At 65.1% G+C, this 15,649-nt stretch carries 18 protein-coding genes; 3 read left to right on the plus strand and 15 right to left on the minus strand.

Annotation, left to right across the window (positions count from 1 at the left end):
* Positions 1-11: 11 nt before the first annotated feature.
* The 3 genes from IQ24_RS02255 to folK form a co-directional block, all read right to left on the minus strand.
* Positions 12-2,129 carry a RelA/SpoT family protein gene (locus tag IQ24_RS02255; RefSeq protein ID WP_145396075.1) on the minus strand — a complete coding sequence of 706 codons (2,118 nt, stop codon included), beginning with the start codon at positions 2,127-2,129 and terminating at the stop codon, positions 12-14.
* Positions 2,130-2,150: 21 nt separating this feature from the next.
* Positions 2,151-2,507, minus strand: coding sequence for a DNA-directed RNA polymerase subunit omega (gene rpoZ / locus IQ24_RS02260; protein WP_145396076.1), 357 nt, complete (start codon positions 2,505-2,507; stop codon positions 2,151-2,153).
* A gap of 67 nt (positions 2,508-2,574) precedes the next feature.
* The gene (gene folK, locus IQ24_RS02265; protein ID WP_145396077.1) at positions 2,575-3,168 is read right to left on the minus strand and encodes a 2-amino-4-hydroxy-6-hydroxymethyldihydropteridine diphosphokinase; all 594 of its coding nucleotides are present in this window, start codon (positions 3,166-3,168) and stop codon (positions 2,575-2,577) included.
* A gap of 11 nt (positions 3,169-3,179) precedes the next feature.
* Between folK and IQ24_RS02270 the strand changes: the two genes are divergently transcribed.
* Together IQ24_RS02270 and IQ24_RS02275 are read left to right on the plus strand one after the other, a co-directional pair.
* Positions 3,180-3,734, plus strand: a complete 555-nt coding sequence (locus tag IQ24_RS02270; protein ID WP_145396078.1) for a LabA-like NYN domain-containing protein — start codon at positions 3,180-3,182, stop codon at positions 3,732-3,734.
* Positions 3,735-3,857: 123 nt separating this feature from the next.
* The gene (locus IQ24_RS02275) at positions 3,858-4,832 is read left to right on the plus strand and encodes a glycosyltransferase family 8 protein (RefSeq protein WP_145396079.1); all 975 of its coding nucleotides are present in this window, start codon (positions 3,858-3,860) and stop codon (positions 4,830-4,832) included.
* Here IQ24_RS02275 and IQ24_RS02280 read toward each other — a convergent pair.
* From IQ24_RS02280 to IQ24_RS02290, 3 genes are all read right to left on the minus strand, one after another.
* Positions 4,829-6,262, minus strand: a complete 1,434-nt coding sequence (locus IQ24_RS02280; protein WP_145396080.1) for a peptidoglycan -binding protein — start codon at positions 6,260-6,262, stop codon at positions 4,829-4,831. The two genes, IQ24_RS02275 and IQ24_RS02280, sit on opposite strands and share 4 nt — an antisense overlap.
* Positions 6,252-7,577: a biopolymer transporter ExbB gene (locus IQ24_RS02285; protein WP_242007867.1), complete on the minus strand. Its 1,326-nt coding sequence runs from the start codon at positions 7,575-7,577 to the stop codon at positions 6,252-6,254. Before IQ24_RS02285 ends, IQ24_RS02280 begins: the two co-directional genes overlap by 11 nt.
* Before the next feature lie 84 nt (positions 7,578-7,661).
* Positions 7,662-8,213 (minus strand): gamma-glutamylcyclotransferase, encoded by a 552-nt coding sequence (locus IQ24_RS02290; RefSeq protein ID WP_145396081.1) that lies wholly within the window; start codon positions 8,211-8,213, stop codon positions 7,662-7,664.
* Positions 8,214-8,303: 90 nt separating this feature from the next.
* On the opposite strand from IQ24_RS02290, the gene IQ24_RS02295 reads away from it, so the two are divergent.
* Entirely contained in the window at positions 8,304-9,389 is a 1,086-nt protein-coding gene (locus tag IQ24_RS02295) for a DUF2125 domain-containing protein (RefSeq protein WP_145396082.1), read from the plus strand.
* On the opposite strand, the gene IQ24_RS02300 is transcribed toward IQ24_RS02295, so the two are convergent.
* The 9 genes from IQ24_RS02300 to secF all read right to left on the minus strand — a co-directional run bounded on the left by IQ24_RS02300 (position 9,386) and on the right by secF (position 15,646).
* Positions 9,386-10,318, minus strand: coding sequence for a prephenate/arogenate dehydrogenase family protein (locus IQ24_RS02300; RefSeq protein WP_145396083.1), 933 nt, complete (start codon positions 10,316-10,318; stop codon positions 9,386-9,388). The genes IQ24_RS02295 and IQ24_RS02300 overlap by 4 nt on opposite strands.
* Positions 10,315-11,430, minus strand: coding sequence for a histidinol-phosphate transaminase (hisC, locus tag IQ24_RS02305; RefSeq protein WP_145396084.1), 1,116 nt, complete (start codon positions 11,428-11,430; stop codon positions 10,315-10,317). The genes IQ24_RS02300 and hisC overlap by 4 nt, the downstream gene beginning before the upstream one ends.
* Before the next feature lie 155 nt (positions 11,431-11,585).
* Complete coding sequence (locus IQ24_RS02310) at positions 11,586-12,131, minus strand: DsbE family thiol:disulfide interchange protein (RefSeq protein ID WP_422386250.1); 546 nt, start codon at positions 12,129-12,131, stop codon at positions 11,586-11,588.
* Complete coding sequence (gene ccmD, locus IQ24_RS02315; RefSeq protein WP_145396085.1) at positions 12,124-12,267, minus strand: heme exporter protein CcmD; 144 nt, start codon at positions 12,265-12,267, stop codon at positions 12,124-12,126. The genes IQ24_RS02310 and ccmD overlap by 8 nt, the downstream gene beginning before the upstream one ends.
* Entirely contained in the window at positions 12,264-12,989 is a 726-nt protein-coding gene (locus tag IQ24_RS02320; RefSeq protein WP_145396086.1) for a heme ABC transporter permease, read from the minus strand. The genes ccmD and IQ24_RS02320 overlap by 4 nt, the downstream gene beginning before the upstream one ends.
* A 41-nt stretch (positions 12,990-13,030) precedes the next feature.
* Positions 13,031-13,687: a heme exporter protein CcmB gene (gene ccmB / locus IQ24_RS02325; RefSeq protein ID WP_145396087.1), complete on the minus strand. Its 657-nt coding sequence runs from the start codon at positions 13,685-13,687 to the stop codon at positions 13,031-13,033.
* A complete protein-coding gene (gene ccmA / locus IQ24_RS02330) occupies positions 13,684-14,319 on the minus strand; it encodes a heme ABC exporter ATP-binding protein CcmA (protein WP_145396088.1) in 636 nt (211 codons plus the stop codon). Before ccmA ends, ccmB begins: the two co-directional genes overlap by 4 nt.
* On the minus strand, positions 14,316-14,672 hold the full coding sequence (locus tag IQ24_RS02335; protein WP_145396089.1) for an Mth938-like domain-containing protein: 357 nt from the start codon (positions 14,670-14,672) through the stop codon (positions 14,316-14,318). Before IQ24_RS02335 ends, ccmA begins: the two co-directional genes overlap by 4 nt.
* Positions 14,672-15,646 carry a protein translocase subunit SecF gene (gene secF, locus IQ24_RS02340; RefSeq protein ID WP_145396090.1) on the minus strand — a complete coding sequence of 325 codons (975 nt, stop codon included), beginning with the start codon at positions 15,644-15,646 and terminating at the stop codon, positions 14,672-14,674. The genes IQ24_RS02335 and secF overlap by 1 nt, the downstream gene beginning before the upstream one ends.
* Positions 15,647-15,649: the final 3 nt, after the last annotated feature.

A 15,649-nucleotide genomic window follows, 5' to 3' on the forward strand; every position in this document is an offset into this window, starting at 1 on the left:
CCCCCTTTACGTCAGGTCAGATGCGCGGACGGATCGCGGATGCGCGAGACCTGCGCCACGTCGGATTCCGCCTCAAGCGCGGTCAGCAGCGTGTGCAGATGTTCACGGTCGCGCAATTCGACCTCGATCCGCAGGCGATAGAAGTCGGGCTTGCGATCCACGAATTCCAGATCCGAGATATTCGCGCCCTGCAGCCCGATCAGCGTGCAGATGCGCCCCAGAACCCCCGCGTCATGGCGGATCGTCAGGGAAAGCTGCGTCGAATAGGCGGCCGGATGCTGGCCCTCGCGCCATTTGAGGTCAACCCAACGGTCGGGGCTGTCCTCGAATTCAGCCAGAACCGGGCAGTCGATGGCATGGATCACCACGCCCTTGCCGCGATAGGTGATGCCGATGATCCGCTCGCCCGGAAGCGGGTTACAGCAGGGCGCGCGAGTGAATTCCTGATCCGCCTCAAGCCCGGAGACAGACTTCTTGGCGTCAATTTCACTTTTCTTTTCAGCAAGTTCCGGATAAAGAATCGAAAGCACTTCATGTGCCGAAATCTCGGCGCTGCCGATGCGCGCCAGCAGTTCATCCGTGTCCGGAAGCGCCATGTTGCGCGCGGCGGTGCGCAACGCCTTGTCGCTGACCTTGCGGCCAGCATGTTCAAAGGCCACCCGCATCAGCTCAGACCCCAGCCGGATAAAGCGGCCGCGATCTTCCTCGCGCAGCGAGCGGCGGATGGCGGCCTTGGCCCGTCCGGTCACCACGATATCCAGCCAGGTGGGCTGCGGACGCTGGCCCGAGGCCGCAATGATATCGACGGACTGGCCGTTCTTCAGCCGCGTCCACAGCGGTACACGAATACCATCCACTTTGGCGCCGACACAGGAGTTCCCCAGCCGCGTATGGATCGCATAGGCGAAATCCAGCGGCGTCGCGCCCTTCGGCAGCGAGATCACATCGCCCTTCGGCGTGAAGCAGAAGACCTGATCGGAATACATCTCAAGCTTCACATGCTCGAGGAACTCGTCGTGATCCTCTTCGCCGAAACGCTCGGTCAGGCTGGCAATCCATTCGCCTGGGTCGACGGCGAAGGGGTTTTCCGTGCGCACGCCATCGCGATAGGCCCAATGGGCCGCGACACCGGCCTCGGCGACCTCGTGCATCTGCCGGGTGCGGATCTGCACCTCGACCCGCTTGCCATCACGCCCCGAGACCGTCGTATGGATCGAGCGATAGCCGTTGGCCTTGGGCTGGCTGATGTAATCCTTGAACCGGCCCGGCACGGCGCGCCAGCGGTGGTGGATCGCGCCCAGAGTGCGGTAGCAGTCACCCTCGGTCCGGGTGATGATGCGGAAGCCGTAGATGTCCGAAAGGCGCGAGAAGGACAGCTGTTTTTCCTGCATCTTGCGCCAGATGCTGAACGGACGCTTGGCCCGGCCATAAACGTCGGCCTCGATCCCCTCGCGCTCCAGTTCAATGCGGATGTCCGAGGTGATCTTGGAAATCACATCGCCCGAATCGCGCTGCAGCGAGACGAAGCGACGGATGATCGAGTTGCGCGCCTCGGGATTGATAACCTTGAAGGCCAGATCCTCAAGCTCTTCGCGCATCCATTGCATGCCCATGCGACCGGCCAGCGGCGCATAGATCTCCATCGTCTCGCGGGCCTTCTGGACCTGCTTTTCGGGACGCATGGACTTGATCGTCCGCATATTGTGCAAACGGTCGGCGAGCTTCACCAGAATGACGCGAAGATCGCGCGACATCGCCATGAAAAGCTTGCGGAAATTCTCGGCCTGCTTGGAATGTGCGCCAGAGAGCTGAAGGTTCGTCAGCTTGGTCACGCCATCGACCAGATCGGCCACCTCTTGCCCGAACTGATGCGAAATATCGGTCCAGGTCGAGCGTGTGTCCTCGATCGTGTCGTGCAGAAGCGCGGTGACGATGGTCGCATCATCCAGCCGCATCTCGGTCAGGATGGCGGCGACGGCGACGGGATGGGTGAAATAGGGCTCGCCCGAGTGGCGGAACTGCCCCTCATGCATGCGGCGCCCATATTCATAGGCTTCGCGGATCAACCGCGCATTGGTGCGCGGGTTGTAATTGCGGATCAGCGCAACAAGGTCTTCGACATCAATCATTTCCGCCGAAGACCTCGCGCGTTAGTTGCGGCCCTGGGCTTCCATCATCATGCGAAGCATCCGCTCTTCCGATTCTTCGTCGGCGGGCTTCGGACGATCAACCTCTGCACCCAGCAGAAGCGCCATTGCGTCTTCCTCGGGCTCATCGACCTCGATCTGGGTCTGGGTCGATTCGATCATGCGCTCGCGCAGCTCGTCGACCGGCTGGGTCTCATCCGCTATTTCGCGCAGCGCGACCACAGGGTTCTTGTCATTGTCGCGGTCGATGGTCAGCGGGCTGCCGGCCGCGATTTCACGGGCGCGATGCGCGGCAAGCATCACCACGTCAAAACGGTTCGGGATCTTGTCGACAACGTCTTCGACTGTAACGCGGGCCATCGGTCACCTTTGATTGGAATTTGACTGCGGGCGGAAGAGGATTATCTGTGCATTTTCCGGGGGAATGTCAAGGACGCTCGGGCAGCATCCCGGTAAATGCCCCCTCAGGCAGCTGATCGCGCATCTCCAGCACCGAAAGGCCAAGGCGCGGGTGGACCCAATCGGGCGCGATCTCGGCCAGAGGGCCCAGAACGAAGCCGCGGTCCTGCAGGCGCGGATGCGGCAGGATCAACTGTTCGGGCGCGGTACGGGTCTGCTCCTCGGGCGGCAGGGCGCGCCAGCGGTCCTGCGTGGCATCATCGGGGTGCACCTGATCGCCCACCGCCAAAAGGTCGATGTCGATCCCGCGCGAGGCCCAACGGCCACCGTCCCGGCTGCGGCCCAGATCGGCCTCGATCCGGTGGAATTCCTCCAGCAATTCCTGCGCCGGGCGGTCTGAACGCAGTGCCATCGCCGCGTTGACATAGTCGGGCCCGCTGCCCGCCGGATGCGCAGGCGTGTGCCAGAAGCGGCTGATCGCGGTCACCGTAACGCCCGGAAGTTGTGCGATTCGGGCGGCGGAGATCCGCAAACTCTCGTCCGGCGAACCTGCCGAACTTGGCAGGTTTGCACCTAGGGCGACGAGTACTAGATTTGTGGCTTGACTATACTTCTGGGACATTTGGAGGGAACGTGTTTTACAAGGACGACCGGCTGGCGCTCTTTATAGATGGCTCAAACCTATACGCCGCCGCAAAGTCATTGGGCTTTGATATCGATTACAAACTGCTTCGGCAAGAATTCGAACGCCGTGGCAAGCTGATCCGCGCATATTACTATACCGCATTGCTGGACAACGAAGATTACTCGCCCATCCGCCCTCTGGTGGACTGGCTGAACTACAACGGCTTCACCATGGTGACCAAAGCCGCGCGCGAGTACACGGACACGATGGGCCGCCGCAAGGTCAAGGGCAACATGGATGTCGAGCTGGTGGTCAACGCCATGGAACTGGCCCCGCGCCTGGACCATGCGGTGCTGTTCTCGGGCGACGGCGATTTCCGTCCGCTGGTCGAGGCATTGCAGCGTCAGGGCGTCCGCGTCTCGGTGGTGTCGACGCTGCGCAGCCAGCCGCCGATGATCGCCGATGAGCTTCGCCGTCAGGCCGACAACTTCATCGAGCTTGAGGCCCTGCGCGAAGTGATCGGGCGCCCGCCGCGCGAAGGCGGTCAGGCCCCCGAGGCGTAACGCAGGGGCCATCCGGCCCCTGCCGGTGGCATTTCTGCCACGCCCTCTTTTCCATCCGGTCACGGAGGGAACCCGAGGCCCATCAGGTCGGTTTTCCCGCTGCCAAGGCAAACGGAACCGATTGTGACTGCACAAGCCAGACTGTCGCCCGACTTCCACCCCATGCATGATACGGCGGTGGTCGTGGCGTGCGACGCCAACTATCTGCCCTATGCCGCCACGCCCGCGCTGGCGATGGCTGCACGTCCGGGGCGGGACTTCGACGTGCTGATCGGCGGTCCTGATCCGCTGGAACTGCCGCAATCGCTGCGCGACACCGGAATCGGCCATGTCGCGGCCAGCGATCCGACCCTGCGCGAGGCTTTGCCGCTGGATGCCCGCCGCTCTCTGGCGACCTATATGGAGCTGTTTCTGGGCAGCGGCCTTGCCGGGATCTATCGCCGCATTCTGGTTCTGGATGCCGATATTCTTTATGAGCGCGGCGATCCCGGACGTCTGATGCGGGCCAATATGCTGGGCTGCGCCGTCGCTGCCGTGCGCGACAACAAGCAATGGCGCACGCCCGGCCGCAAGGTGTCCGAGTTCCGTGCGCTTGGCGAACCGGCGCATCCCTATTTCAACGCGGGCGTCGTGATGATCGACACCGCCACCTTTCTGGCGGCCGACCTGCCCGCCCGCGCCGCCGATTTCGCCCGCAACCATCTGGCCGGACTGGGGCGCGATCAGGCGCTGATGAACGGTGTCCTGAAGGGCGACTGGGCCGAGATCAGCCCGCATTGGAACTGGCAATACACCAGCGCCTCCGCCCAACTGGCCGAGATTGCCGATCCCTGCCTCGTCCATTTCATCGGCACCCGCAAACCCTGGTCGGACGCCTCGATCGGGGTCGTGCCCATGCGGATGCGCGCGGCCTTCTCGGATGTGCTGCTGCGCCATTTCCCCGATGCCCCGCCGGTCACGCAGGCCGAGTTGCGGCACTGGCCCGAAGCCTCCACGCTGCGCAAGGCGCTGTTTCGGCAATGGCGCGCGGCGGGGGCGATGACGCGCTACCTCAACCGCTTCCCAGACGAATACACGCTGATTTCGGCGCGCGGTTAGCGCTCGGTCAGCTTCAGCTCGATCCGGCGGTTCTGGGCGCGGGCCTCGGGGCTGTCGCCTTCAGTCACCGGACGGGTGTCGGCAAAGCCCGTCGCCGCCAGACGGTTCGCCGGGAAGCCCAGATCATCGACCATATAGCGCACCACCGCCAAAGCGCGCGCCTGGCTGAGTTCCCAGTTGTCGCGGTAGCGCCCCTGCCCCGACAGCGGCTGGCTGTCGGTGTGGCCATCGACGCGGATGATCCAGTCGATCTCGGGCGGGATCTCGGTCGCGACATCGCGCAGCATCTGGGCCACGCGCGCGATCTGCGCCTGCCCTTCGGACGACAGCGTCGCCTCACCAGTCGGGAACAGCACCTCGGAGGAGAAGACGAAGCGGTCGCCCACGACCTTCACCCCTTCGCGTCCCTCAAGGATCTGCGACAGGCGTCCAAAGAACTCCGAGCGGTAGCGGGCCAGATCCTTGGCCTCCGCCTCGGCCTTCTCGCGGGCCTCGGTCTCCAGCGCCAGACGCTTGCGCTCTTCATCGGCGGCGCGCAGCAGGGCAGTGTTCAGCTGCCGCCCCAGATCCTCGACCTTCAGATCGGCCTCTTGCTGCTGCGTGTCGGCGGCATTCAGCACCGCCTGCAGGCTGCCAAGCTGGGTGTTCAGCTGCGCGACCTGCTGGTTCAGCAAGGCCACGCGGCGCTGATCCTCGGTCGAGAGCGCCTCCTGATCCTTCAACTGCCCCTGCGCCAGCGCCAGCAGCGCCGCCTGACGCTCGGCCTCGGTCGCCTGAGTGTCGGCGCGCTCGGCCAGTTCCTTTTTCGCGGCATCGGCTGCGGCCAGCAGGGTCAGGGTTTCTTCCGCCTTCTTGCGCTCTTCCTCCAGCCGCAGGTTCATCGCGGTGATCTCGGCATCGGACCGGCTCAGCCGGTCACGCAGCGCTTGCGCCGCGGCGGCATCGGCCAGACGGCGGACCTCGGCCTCGGAGAGCTGCGCGGTGCTGTCCTGCAGCTTGTCCTCGGTCGCCTTCAGCGCCTCGCCGGTCTCGGCATTGCGGCGGCGCAGATCAGCAATCATCGCCTCCAGCGCCTCGCGCCGGGCGGCGGCCAGCCGTGCAGCCTCGGTCTGGGCGTCGATCTCTTGCCGGGCACCCGCGATCTCTTGCTCCGAGGCGCGCAGACGCTCGCGTTCGGCCAGCAGATCACGGTCCAGCGTCTCCGCCCGCTCATCCGAGATCGCCAGCGCATCCGACAGCTGCGACACCTGCCCGCCCAGGCGGTCAAGCTCGCTGTCCTGCGTGGTAATCGTGTCGCGCATCACCGATTGCAGCACCATGAAGATCGTCAGCGCAAAGATCAGCACCATCAGCAGCGCGGACAAGGCGTCCACGAAGCCCGGCCAGACATTGCTGGAAAAGCGATCCCCACTGCCGCGGCTAAGCCCCATCGCGGCGCTCCATCCGCTGGATTGCCGCCGTCAGCGCCGCCAGATCCTGCCGCAGCTCGGCCACCATACGCGCATTGCTGGACGAGGATTCCTCGACCAGCCGGCCCAGCTGCACGTCGATGGAGCGCAGGCGCATCCGCGCCTCGCCCCCGTCATCGGCCTCGACCGGCTCGGCGCCCTGCGCAATCAACCGCTCCTGCCCGTCAGCCAGCCGATTGAGCGCCTTGGTCAGCGCGGCCGAGCGGGCCACCGTCGCCTCGCTGTCGGCCAGAATATGGTTCGTCAGCCGTTCAACCCCCTGCGCCATGGCCAGCGCGCGCGCGTCTGCGGCCTGCCCTTCAGCATCGCGACGTTCATCGCGGCGGGCATAGAATTCCTGCAACTGCCCCATCTGCATCGCGACCTGATCCAGAAAGCCCGCGATGGTCGCGTGATCGACACCGCTCTCGGAATCGCCGCCCGCCATGCCGATGCGGGTAAAGCTGGTCAGCCACTCCTCCAGCTCGCGATAGAAGCGGTTCTGGCCATGGGTCACGAACAGCTCCAAAAGGCCCACCACCAGCGAGCCCGCGAGGCCCAGAAGCGAACTGGAGAAAGCCGTCGCCATCCCGCCCAGCTGCGCCTCAAGCCCGTTCATCAGCTGGGCAAAAACGTCGATGCTGGTCTGGCCTTCTTTCGGGGCCAGATGGCGAATGGTCTCGACAATCGCCGGGATGGTCGTCGCCAGCCCGTAGAAGGTCCCCAAGAGGCCAAGGAAGATCAACAGGCTGGTCAGATAGCGGGTGATGTCGCGCGCCTCATCGACCCGCTGCCCCACGGAATCAAGGATCGAGCGCGCCGACCCGGTCGAGATCACCCCGCCAATCGGCCCCCGCGTCCCCAGAAGGGCCGCCAGCGGTGCCAGCAGGCGCGGCGCGTCGTCGGTCTCCACCTCGGGGCTGGCGGCAAGGCCGCTTTCCAACGCGTTGCGGCGGCGCTTGGCAAAGCGCTCGATCCAGCTGACCGAGGTGATCAGCTGCGCCACCTGCCACAGGCAGGTCAGCACGCCCAGCACGAAGACGCCCAGAATCAGCCCGTTCAGGAACCGGTTCGCCGAGAAGATCGACAGGATGCGGCCATAGGCCAGCCAGCCGCCGACGGCGACCAGCGCCATGACGATCAGCATCAGGACGATCTGCCTGACAGGTTGCGAGAATTCTGGCTGCGAGGGTCCCGCATCGGGCGCCGCTCTTCGGCTGGCTGCAAGGCGCTGGCGGCTCTTGCGTTGGAAGTCTTTGTTTTCGCCGTCGAAGGTTTCGGCGTCGTCTTGGGACACGGTTGCTCCCCCGCTCCGTCATTTCGCTGGCAGCTTATGCGGAGGAACGCGATCTGCCAAGCGCTGCGGTCCGCGCGGCGGCGCTCAGCCCCGCATCAGGTCGCGCACATGGCGCGCCAATTCGTCCAGATCGGGGTCCTGCATCCCCAGTTGGGTCAGGTGATCGGCGGTATTGAACAGATAATCGGCATTGGGCCCGCGCCCGCCCACCGCACGCGAAATGATCCGCGCCTGCTCATCAAGGCTCAGCGCGCCGATATATTGCTCGTGATCGCGGCGCATCACATAGGTGATCGCCTGCACCTGACGCCCGTCCGACAGCAGGATCGGCAGCACAAGTTCGTGATAGGCATTCGTCGCGAGTTCGCGGGCGCGCAGATCGGTATGGGTGGCCTGCCAATCCGCGCCGTCGACCCGCAGCGCCAGCCCCTGACAATGCGCCCCGGGCTTTTCATCCAGCGCCAGCACCAGCCCCGGCGCCTCCAGCGTGCCGCGAAACACCACCGAGGTCATGCAAAAGCTGCGCGCATAGCCGTCGATGCGCCCACCCACGGCCTCGGCCACCGGGAATCCCGGATCCCACATCAGCGAACCGTAAGCGAAAACCCAGTGTTCACTCGGCTTTAACGAAGCCATCCTACAACGTCCGCATGCCCTTTTCCTTGGGGGTAACTTAGGTCAGGATGGCCGACGTTCCAAGGCGGGAACCTTGCTGATGAGGCCCTGATGCGTCGATTGCTGCTGTTCGTGATCTTTCTTGCCGTGATTCTGGGCGGTCTGTGGCTGGGTGGTGAGACCCTGCTGGCCCGTATGATCCGGCAGAACATGCAGGATCAGGCGATGCTGCAGCTGCAGGATGTGACGCCGCTGCGTGATCCGGGGCGCTTCGGCGTGCGCGGAGCGCAACTGACGATTGATTCGGATGGTCGCAAAATCACCTTGCCAGAGCTGACGGTCTGGGCGCCCCTGAGCCGCCTCAACAGCCTTCACCTCAGCCTGCCGCCCCGCATCGAGCTGGCCGTTCTGGACCAGCCGCAAGAGATCGGCTTGGATGACGCCGGCGCCAGCGTGACGGTCGCGCCACTGAACGGCATGGCGATCCGGCAGGCGACGGCGCATTCCGGGCCGGTGACGCTCGGCGGTCAGCCGCTGGCCGAAGCCGCCGATCTGGACGTATCCCTGTCGCGGCTGGGCTATGCCGTCCCGCGCGGGGCCGCCACCAGCTATGACGTGAAGATTGACCTGCAGAAGGCCGACCCCCGTGTGCTCACCCCGGTCGAGATCCCCGAAGGCACGCTCTCCATCACGGGCGCGGGCCGGGTCTGGCTCGACCGCATCCTGACGCCCGAGACCCTGCAATCGGGCCGCCATCCGCTGCCCGTGGGCTTTCGCACCGATGGCATGCATATCAGTTTCGCGGATCTGGACCTGCGCCTGATGGGCCGCGTGCTGCGCGATGCCTCAGGCTATGCCGAGGGCGAGGTGATGATCTATACCGCAGACGCCCCGGCGATCCTTGATCTGGCGGTCCAGCAGAACCTGCTGAAGCCCGGCGCGGCCCAGATGATTGGCAAGGCGCTGCAACAGCTCTCCGATGACACGCCCGACACACAATCCGAGTCCGAGCGTACCCTTGCCGATACCGGCCTCAACGCCGGGCGCGTGGCGCAACCGGATCTCGACCCGATGCATTTCCCCAAACCGGCAGAGGGAGAGCTGCGTCTGCCGCTGACCTTCAAGGGCGGCAAGACAATGCTGGGCCCCCTGCCCCTTGGCCCCGCACCGCTCTTTGCGCAGGCAGAGGGTGCTTAGGTCTCAGAGCTGTCAGGCTTGGCCTGACGCCCGAAGTCCGCAGCAGAGGTGTCCTGCCCGGCCTCGATGATGCCGCGACGGATCGCCCGCGTGCGGGTGAAATAATCATGCAGATGCGGACCATCGCCCATGCGGATGGCACGTTGCAGAACGAACAGCTCCTCGGTGAAGCGGCCCAGAATGTCCAGAACCGCGTCCTTGTTCTGCAGGAACACATCGCGCCACATGGTCGGATCGCTGGCGGCGATGCGGGTGAAATCCCGAAACCCCGCCGCCGAGTATTTGATGACCTCGCCTTCAGTCACGCGCTTGATGTGATCGGCCACGCCCACCATCGTATAAGCGATCAGGTGGGGCGTATGGCTGGTCACGGCCAGCACCAGATCGTGATGCGCAGGCTCCATACGCTCGGTGTTCGCGCCAAAGCCGCGCACCAGATCCTCAAGCCGGGCAATGGCCGCCGCGTCAACCTCACCCTCGGGGGTCAGCAGCCACCAGCGGTTGCGGAACAGGCTCGCAAAGCCCGAACGCGGCCCGGAATGCTCGGTCCCCGCCAGCGGATGGCCAGGGATGAAATGCACGTTCTCGGGCAGATGCGGACCAACGGCGGTGATAACCGCCTGCTTGACCGAACCGACATCGGTCACCGTCGCGCCGGGCTTCAGATGCGGCGCAATCTCCTGCGCTACCTCGGCCATCGCGCCCACCGGCACGGCCAGCACAACCAGATCGGCACCCTGAACCGCTTCGGCAGCAGTGGCCACGACCCGGTCGACCAGCCCGATCTCCTCGGCGGTCGCGCGCGTCTCGGCGCTGCGGGCATAGCCCACAACCTCGCCCGCAAGCCCCGCCTCGCGCATCGCCAGCGACATGGATCCGGCGATCAGCCCCAGCCCGATCAGGGCCACCCGGTCATAGATCACGCTCATGCCTCGGTCCCGCCTGCGCGCTCGGCCATGAAGGCCCCGATGACATGGGCGATGCGACGGCAAGAGGCTTCATCGCCCACGGTGATGCGCAGACAATGCGGCAGACCATAGCTCGCCACGCGGCGCACGATCAGCCCCTCGGCCTTCAGGAATGCGTCGCAGGCCTCGGCGGTCGGAACATCGGCAAAGCGCGCCAGAATGAAATTCGCGCAGGAGGTGTCAGAGGGCACGCCCTTCTCCATCAGCGCCTCGGCCAGCCAGGCCCGCATGCGCGAATTCTCGGACTGGCTGCGCTGGAAATGTGCGCGGTCGCGCACAGCCGCCTCGGCCCCCTCCAACGCGGCGGTCGAGAGGTTGAAAGGCCCCCGGATCCGGTTCAGCACATCGACGATCTCGCGCGCGCCATAGCCCCAGCCGACCCGCAGCCCGCCCAGCCCATAGATCTTCGAGAAAGTCCGCGTCATGAACACATTCGGCAGCCGCGTCGCCAGTTCAGCCCCACCATCGTAATCGCCGCCGACATATTCCGCATAAGCAGCATCAATGACGATGATGGCCTGAGGGATCGCGCGGGCCAGCCGCTCGATCTCGGGCAGGCCGATCATCGTGCCGGTCGGATTGTTGGGATTGGCCAGAAACACCAGCCGCGTCCGCTCGCTCGCACCCGCGATCAGCGCATCGACATCCGTCACCCGATCCCGCTCGGCGACCTGAACAGGCGTCGCCCCCGCCGCATGAGCGCTGATCCGGTACATGAGGAACCCGTGCTCGGTGAACAGAACCTCGGTCCCCGGCCCTGCATAGGCCTGACACAGGAAATGGATGATCTCATCCGAGCCGACACCGCAGATGATCCGGTCTGGATCCAGCGCATGCACCTCGGCAATCGCCTGGCGCAGCGCAGCATGGTCGGTATTCGGATAGCGATGCATGGAATGCGCGGCACGAATGACCGCCTCACGCGCCTTTTCCGAGGGGCCGAACGGGTTCTCGTTCGAGCTCAGCTTGACGACATTCTCGATACCGGCCACCTTCGAAGCCCCGCCCTCGTAAAGTGCGATCTCCATGATGCCCGGCTGAGGTGCAATGTTCGTATCGGTGTTCTGCGACATGTCTGGCCCCTTGCAAGCCCGGTCGTATTAGCCAATGCCGCAGGCCTTGGAAAGAACCCGCAACACGCGCGGATAAGACCAAAGCCCCGACTTCTTCGTTGTCCAAATACCCAAAAATCCGACCGCACCCACAGGCGATGCCTGCGCCCGTCAGATCACTGGCCCTCGGCCTCCAGCGCCTTTTTCAGCTCGGGCAGGAAACGCCCGGTATAGTCCTCGCGGATCAGCGGCCCGGCAAAGCGGTAAAGGATCTGCCCCTCACCATTGACGATGAAGGTTTCCGGCGGCGCGGTGACGCCCCAGTCGATGGCCGAGCGCCCGCGCGGATCGGTGGCGATGGCGTGATAGGAATCGCCATGCTCGGTCAGAAACTGCAGCGCCTGCGCCTCGGGGTCCTTCAGGTCGATGCCATAGACCGGCAGATCCTTGGCCAGCTCGGCAATGGTCGGATGCTCGGCGCGGCAGGGCGGGCACCAGCTGGCCCAGAAATTCACCAGCTTCACGCCCGGCTGGCGCAGCATCTCATCGGTCAGCTGCGTCTTGCCCTCCAGCGTTGTCTGCGGCACCACAGGCGCCTCGCGCCCGACCAGAGCCGAGGGGCCGATGGCGGGATTGTCCCGTTCGGTTCCCCAAAGGAACATGGCGGCAAGCCCTGCAAACAGCAGCGGCGGAATGGCGATCATGGGCGAAAATCTAGCCACGCTTTTCCTGCTCCTCTAGGGCCCGGCGCGCGCGCGCATTGGCGGCGATGGTCTGCAAAATGATCCCGGCCAGCAGCAGGATGCCCGCGCCATAGGCGCTCAGCACTGTCACGGTGTATTTTCCAAGGTCGATCATGCACGGTTCTCCCGGGCCAGAAGGGCGGCCAGACGGCGGCGGCGGATCTCGGTCCGGGTGCGGATCAGAATCAGCGCCACGGTCAGAAGAAAGAAGCCCAGCATCGCCAGATAAAGGGGATAGCGATAGGTCGCCGACATCCGCTCACCCGAGGCGACCGAAAGCGACGCGCCCTGATGCAGGCCCTGATTCCAGAACAGCACCGCATAGCGCGACAGCAGCGCAAAGACCGAGCCCACCAGACACAGCACACCCGTCAGATCGGCGGCACTGTCGGGGTCCTCGACCGCCTCCCAAAGCGCGATATAGCCCAGATAGAACAGGAAGAGGATCAGGAACGAGGTCAGCCGCGGATCCCATTCCCACCAGGTTCCCCACATCGGCTGGCCCCAGACCGCGCCCGTGATCAGCGCGATCAGCGTCATCACCGCGCCGACCGGAGCGGCGGCCTTCGCGGCCAGCGCACTGACATGGTGGCGGCGCACGATCCAGATCAGCGAGGCCACCAGCATCATCATCCAGCAGTTGATCGCCATCAACGCGGCAGGCACGTGCAGAAACAGGATCTTGACGGTCGAGCCCTGCTTGAAATCGTCGGGCGTCAGGAACCCCCAGATCAACCCGCCGAGTGTACAGATGGCCGCCCCGCCCACGACCCAGGGCAGGACCGCGCCCGAGGCGCGCATGAACTTGACGGGGTTGGCGTATTCCCAGATCGACATGGCTCTTCCCTAGCTTGCGCCGCAGGGGCTCTCAAGCCCTCTCACCGCAGATTGACCCGAAGGGCCGAGGCGGCGGCGAATGGCACCAGCGCCAGCACAGCCAATGTGATTGCGGCCAGAAAGACCAGCGGCGTCCACGGGTCCAGCCCTGCGGCACCGCGTCGCACCGCCTCGGCCCCGAAGATCAGCGTCGGGATGTAAAGCGGCAGGACCAGCAGCGACAGAAGCAGCCCACCGCGCCGCAGGCCCACGGTGACCGCCGCGCCAAAGGCCCCCAACACCGAGAGCGCAGGCGTGCCAAGCGCCAGCGACAGCACCAGCCAGACATAGCCCGGCCCCGGCAGATGCAGAAGGATGCCGAAGACCGGCGCCGCCAGCACCAGCGGCAGACCGGTGGTCAGCCAATGCGCCAAGGCCTTGCTGGCGACGACGCCCTCAAGCGGCAGGGGCGCGGTGGCGAGCAGATCCAGACTGCCGTCCTCATGATCGAGCGCAAAGATGCGGTCCAGCGACAGAAGGCAGGACAGCAAGGCCCCCACCCAGAGGATCCCCGGCGCGATCAGCGCCAGCGTCCCGCCCTGCGGGCCGACACCGAAAGGGACCAGCGTGCAGACGATCAGAAAGAAGGCCAGCGCCAGCCCGAAGCCGCCTCCGGCGCGTGTCGCCAGCCTCAGGTCGCGGATCAGCAGGGCCTTCATCCGAAAGCCTCGTTGAACCCGGCGGCGCGGCCGGTCCCGCTGCGCGTGGCGGCAGCCTTGAAAGGGGTCAGGTCCAGCACGCGGGCCTCGGCCAGTCCCAGATCGATATGGGTCGCAATGACGGCCCCGCCACCTGCCGCCAGATGCCCACGCACCATCTGCACGAAAAGTCCGACAGAGGCTGCGTCCAGCGACACCGTCGGCTCATCCATCAGCCAGACCGCGCGTCCGGTGACCATCAGCCGCGCCAGCCCCAGCCTGCGTTTCTGCCCGGCAGAAAGCGCATGCGCGGGACGCGCCGCAAGCTCGGTCAGGTTCATCAGCGACAGGGCCTGATCGATGCCGTCGCCGCCAAAGACCTCGGCCCAGAAGCGAAGGTTCTCGGTCACCGTCAGAGCCGATTTCAGCCCGTCGGCATGGGCCGCATAGGCGGTGCTGTCGGGATCTGCCGCGATCTGCCCGTCGACGGCAGGCTGCAGCCCGGCCAGCGTGCGCAGCAGCGTCGTCTTGCCCAGACCGTTCGGCCCGCGCAGGATCAGCGCCTGCCCCGGCTCCAGCGTGAAATTCAGATTCTCAAGTGTGCGAAGCCCGCCCCGCGCGACCGCAAGCCCTGAAACGGACAGCAGCGTCATAGCAGCAGCAGGGCACAGCCGACCCGTCGGCCTTCCGAAAGCGTCACATTATAGCTGCGCGCGGCTGAGGGCGTGCTCATCGGCTCGACCATCACGCCCTGCGCCTCAAGCGCATCGACCAGATCGCGCGGCGGGAAGGCCACGTCCGCACCCATACCCAGAAACAACACGTCGATCTGGCCTGCCAGCGCCATCAGGGGCGCGCGGTCATCCAGCCCGCCCCAGGGAGTCAGCCCGGCGCCGGTCACGACCAGCGCCTGGCGATAGATCTGTCCGCCCACGCGGAAGAAGCCCGGCCCGTAACCATCGACCGGCAGGGCATCTCCGAACTCCGAGGGCGTCATCATGGCCATCAGGGGGTTTCCTCGAAGGGCGTGATGTCGCTGCCCTCTTTCGGTTTCGCCCAGTCACGCTTCACGCCCAGCCACAGAACGATGTTCTTGGCCATGTAGACGGTCGAGTAACAGCCCACGATCACCCCCCACAGCATCGCGAAGACGAAGCCGCGGATCACGTCGCCGCCCAGCCACATCAGCGCGCCAAGCGCCAGAAGCGTGGTCACGGCGGTCATCACCGTGCGCGACAGGGTCTCGTTGACCGTGAGGTTCATCACGTCGATCAGCGGCATGGTCTTGTGCTTGATCAGGTTCTCGCGCAGCCGGTCATAGACCACGACCGTATCGTTCAGCGAATAGCCGACGATGGTTAGCAGCGCCGCGATGGTGGTCAGGTCGAACCGCAGTTGGAACAGCGAGAAGATCCCGATGGTCAGCAGCACGTCGTGGATGATCGACAGCACCGCCCCCACCGCGAACTGCCATTCGAAGCGCAGCCAGATATAGATCATGATGCCCAGCGTCGCCGCCGAGACCGCCTTGATCGCGGTCCAGATCAGCTCGGACGAGACCTTCGGGCCCACCGACTCGACGGCGGTGAACTTGACCGAGGGGTCGACGTTCTTCAGCGCGGCCTCGATCTCGTTGAGCTGCTCAGGCGTGACCGAGCCTGCGTCATCCTCGACCCCGATGCGGACCATGGCAACGTGCTTGTCGGTCCCGAAGGACGGGTCGAAGACCTCGGTGATCGAGACATCGGCCAGATCAAGCCCGTTCAGCGCCTGTCGGTATTCGCCGACGTCGAAGCTTTGCGTGCTTTCGGTGCGGATCGTGGTGCCGCCCTTGAAGTCGATGCCGAAGTTCAGCCCCATGAACAGCACGACGATGACCGAGGCGATCATCAGCACAATCGAGATGCCGAAGGTCAGCCACTGCCAGCGGAAGAAGTTGATGTTCGTCTCATCAGGGACAAGTTTTAGACGGAATGCCATATG

It is taken from the genome of Paracoccus sulfuroxidans, assembly GCF_007830335.1.
In the GTDB taxonomy this organism is placed as follows: Bacteria; Pseudomonadota; Alphaproteobacteria; order Rhodobacterales; family Rhodobacteraceae; genus Paracoccus; species Paracoccus sulfuroxidans.

Bases quoted from the DNA above. Each gene is read 5' to 3' on its own strand.
- hisC (WP_145396084.1), bottom strand. From the start codon at position 11,430: ATGTCGCAGAACACCGATACGAACATTGCACCTCAGCCGGGCATCATG.
- IQ24_RS02290 (WP_145396081.1), bottom strand. From the start codon at position 8,213: ATGGCTTCGTTAAAGCCGAGTGAACACTGGGTTTTCGCTTACGGTTCG.
- IQ24_RS02335 (WP_145396089.1), bottom strand. From the start codon at position 14,672: ATGGCCATGATGACGCCCTCGGAGTTCGGAGATGCCCTGCCGGTCGAT.
- rpoZ (WP_145396076.1), bottom strand. From the start codon at position 2,507: ATGGCCCGCGTTACAGTCGAAGACGTTGTCGACAAGATCCCGAACCGT.
- IQ24_RS02320 (WP_145396086.1), bottom strand. From the start codon at position 12,989: ATGTCGATCTGGGAATACGCCAACCCCGTCAAGTTCATGCGCGCCTCG.
- IQ24_RS02255 (WP_145396075.1), bottom strand. From the start codon at position 2,129: ATGATTGATGTCGAAGACCTTGTTGCGCTGATCCGCAATTACAACCCG.
- IQ24_RS02280 (WP_145396080.1), bottom strand. From the start codon at position 6,262: ATGGGGCTTAGCCGCGGCAGTGGGGATCGCTTTTCCAGCAATGTCTGG.
- IQ24_RS02300 (WP_145396083.1), bottom strand. From the start codon at position 10,318: ATGAGCGTGATCTATGACCGGGTGGCCCTGATCGGGCTGGGGCTGATC.
- ccmB (WP_145396087.1), bottom strand. From the start codon at position 13,687: ATGAAGGCCCTGCTGATCCGCGACCTGAGGCTGGCGACACGCGCCGGA.
- ccmD (WP_145396085.1), bottom strand. From the start codon at position 12,267: ATGATCGACCTTGGAAAATACACCGTGACAGTGCTGAGCGCCTATGGC.
- secF (WP_145396090.1), bottom strand. From the start codon at position 15,646: ATGGCATTCCGTCTAAAACTTGTCCCTGATGAGACGAACATCAACTTC.
- ccmA (WP_145396088.1), bottom strand. From the start codon at position 14,319: ATGACGCTGCTGTCCGTTTCAGGGCTTGCGGTCGCGCGGGGCGGGCTT.
- folK (WP_145396077.1), bottom strand. From the start codon at position 3,168: ATGTCCCAGAAGTATAGTCAAGCCACAAATCTAGTACTCGTCGCCCTA.
- IQ24_RS02295 (WP_145396082.1), top strand. From the start codon at position 8,304: ATGCGTCGATTGCTGCTGTTCGTGATCTTTCTTGCCGTGATTCTGGGC.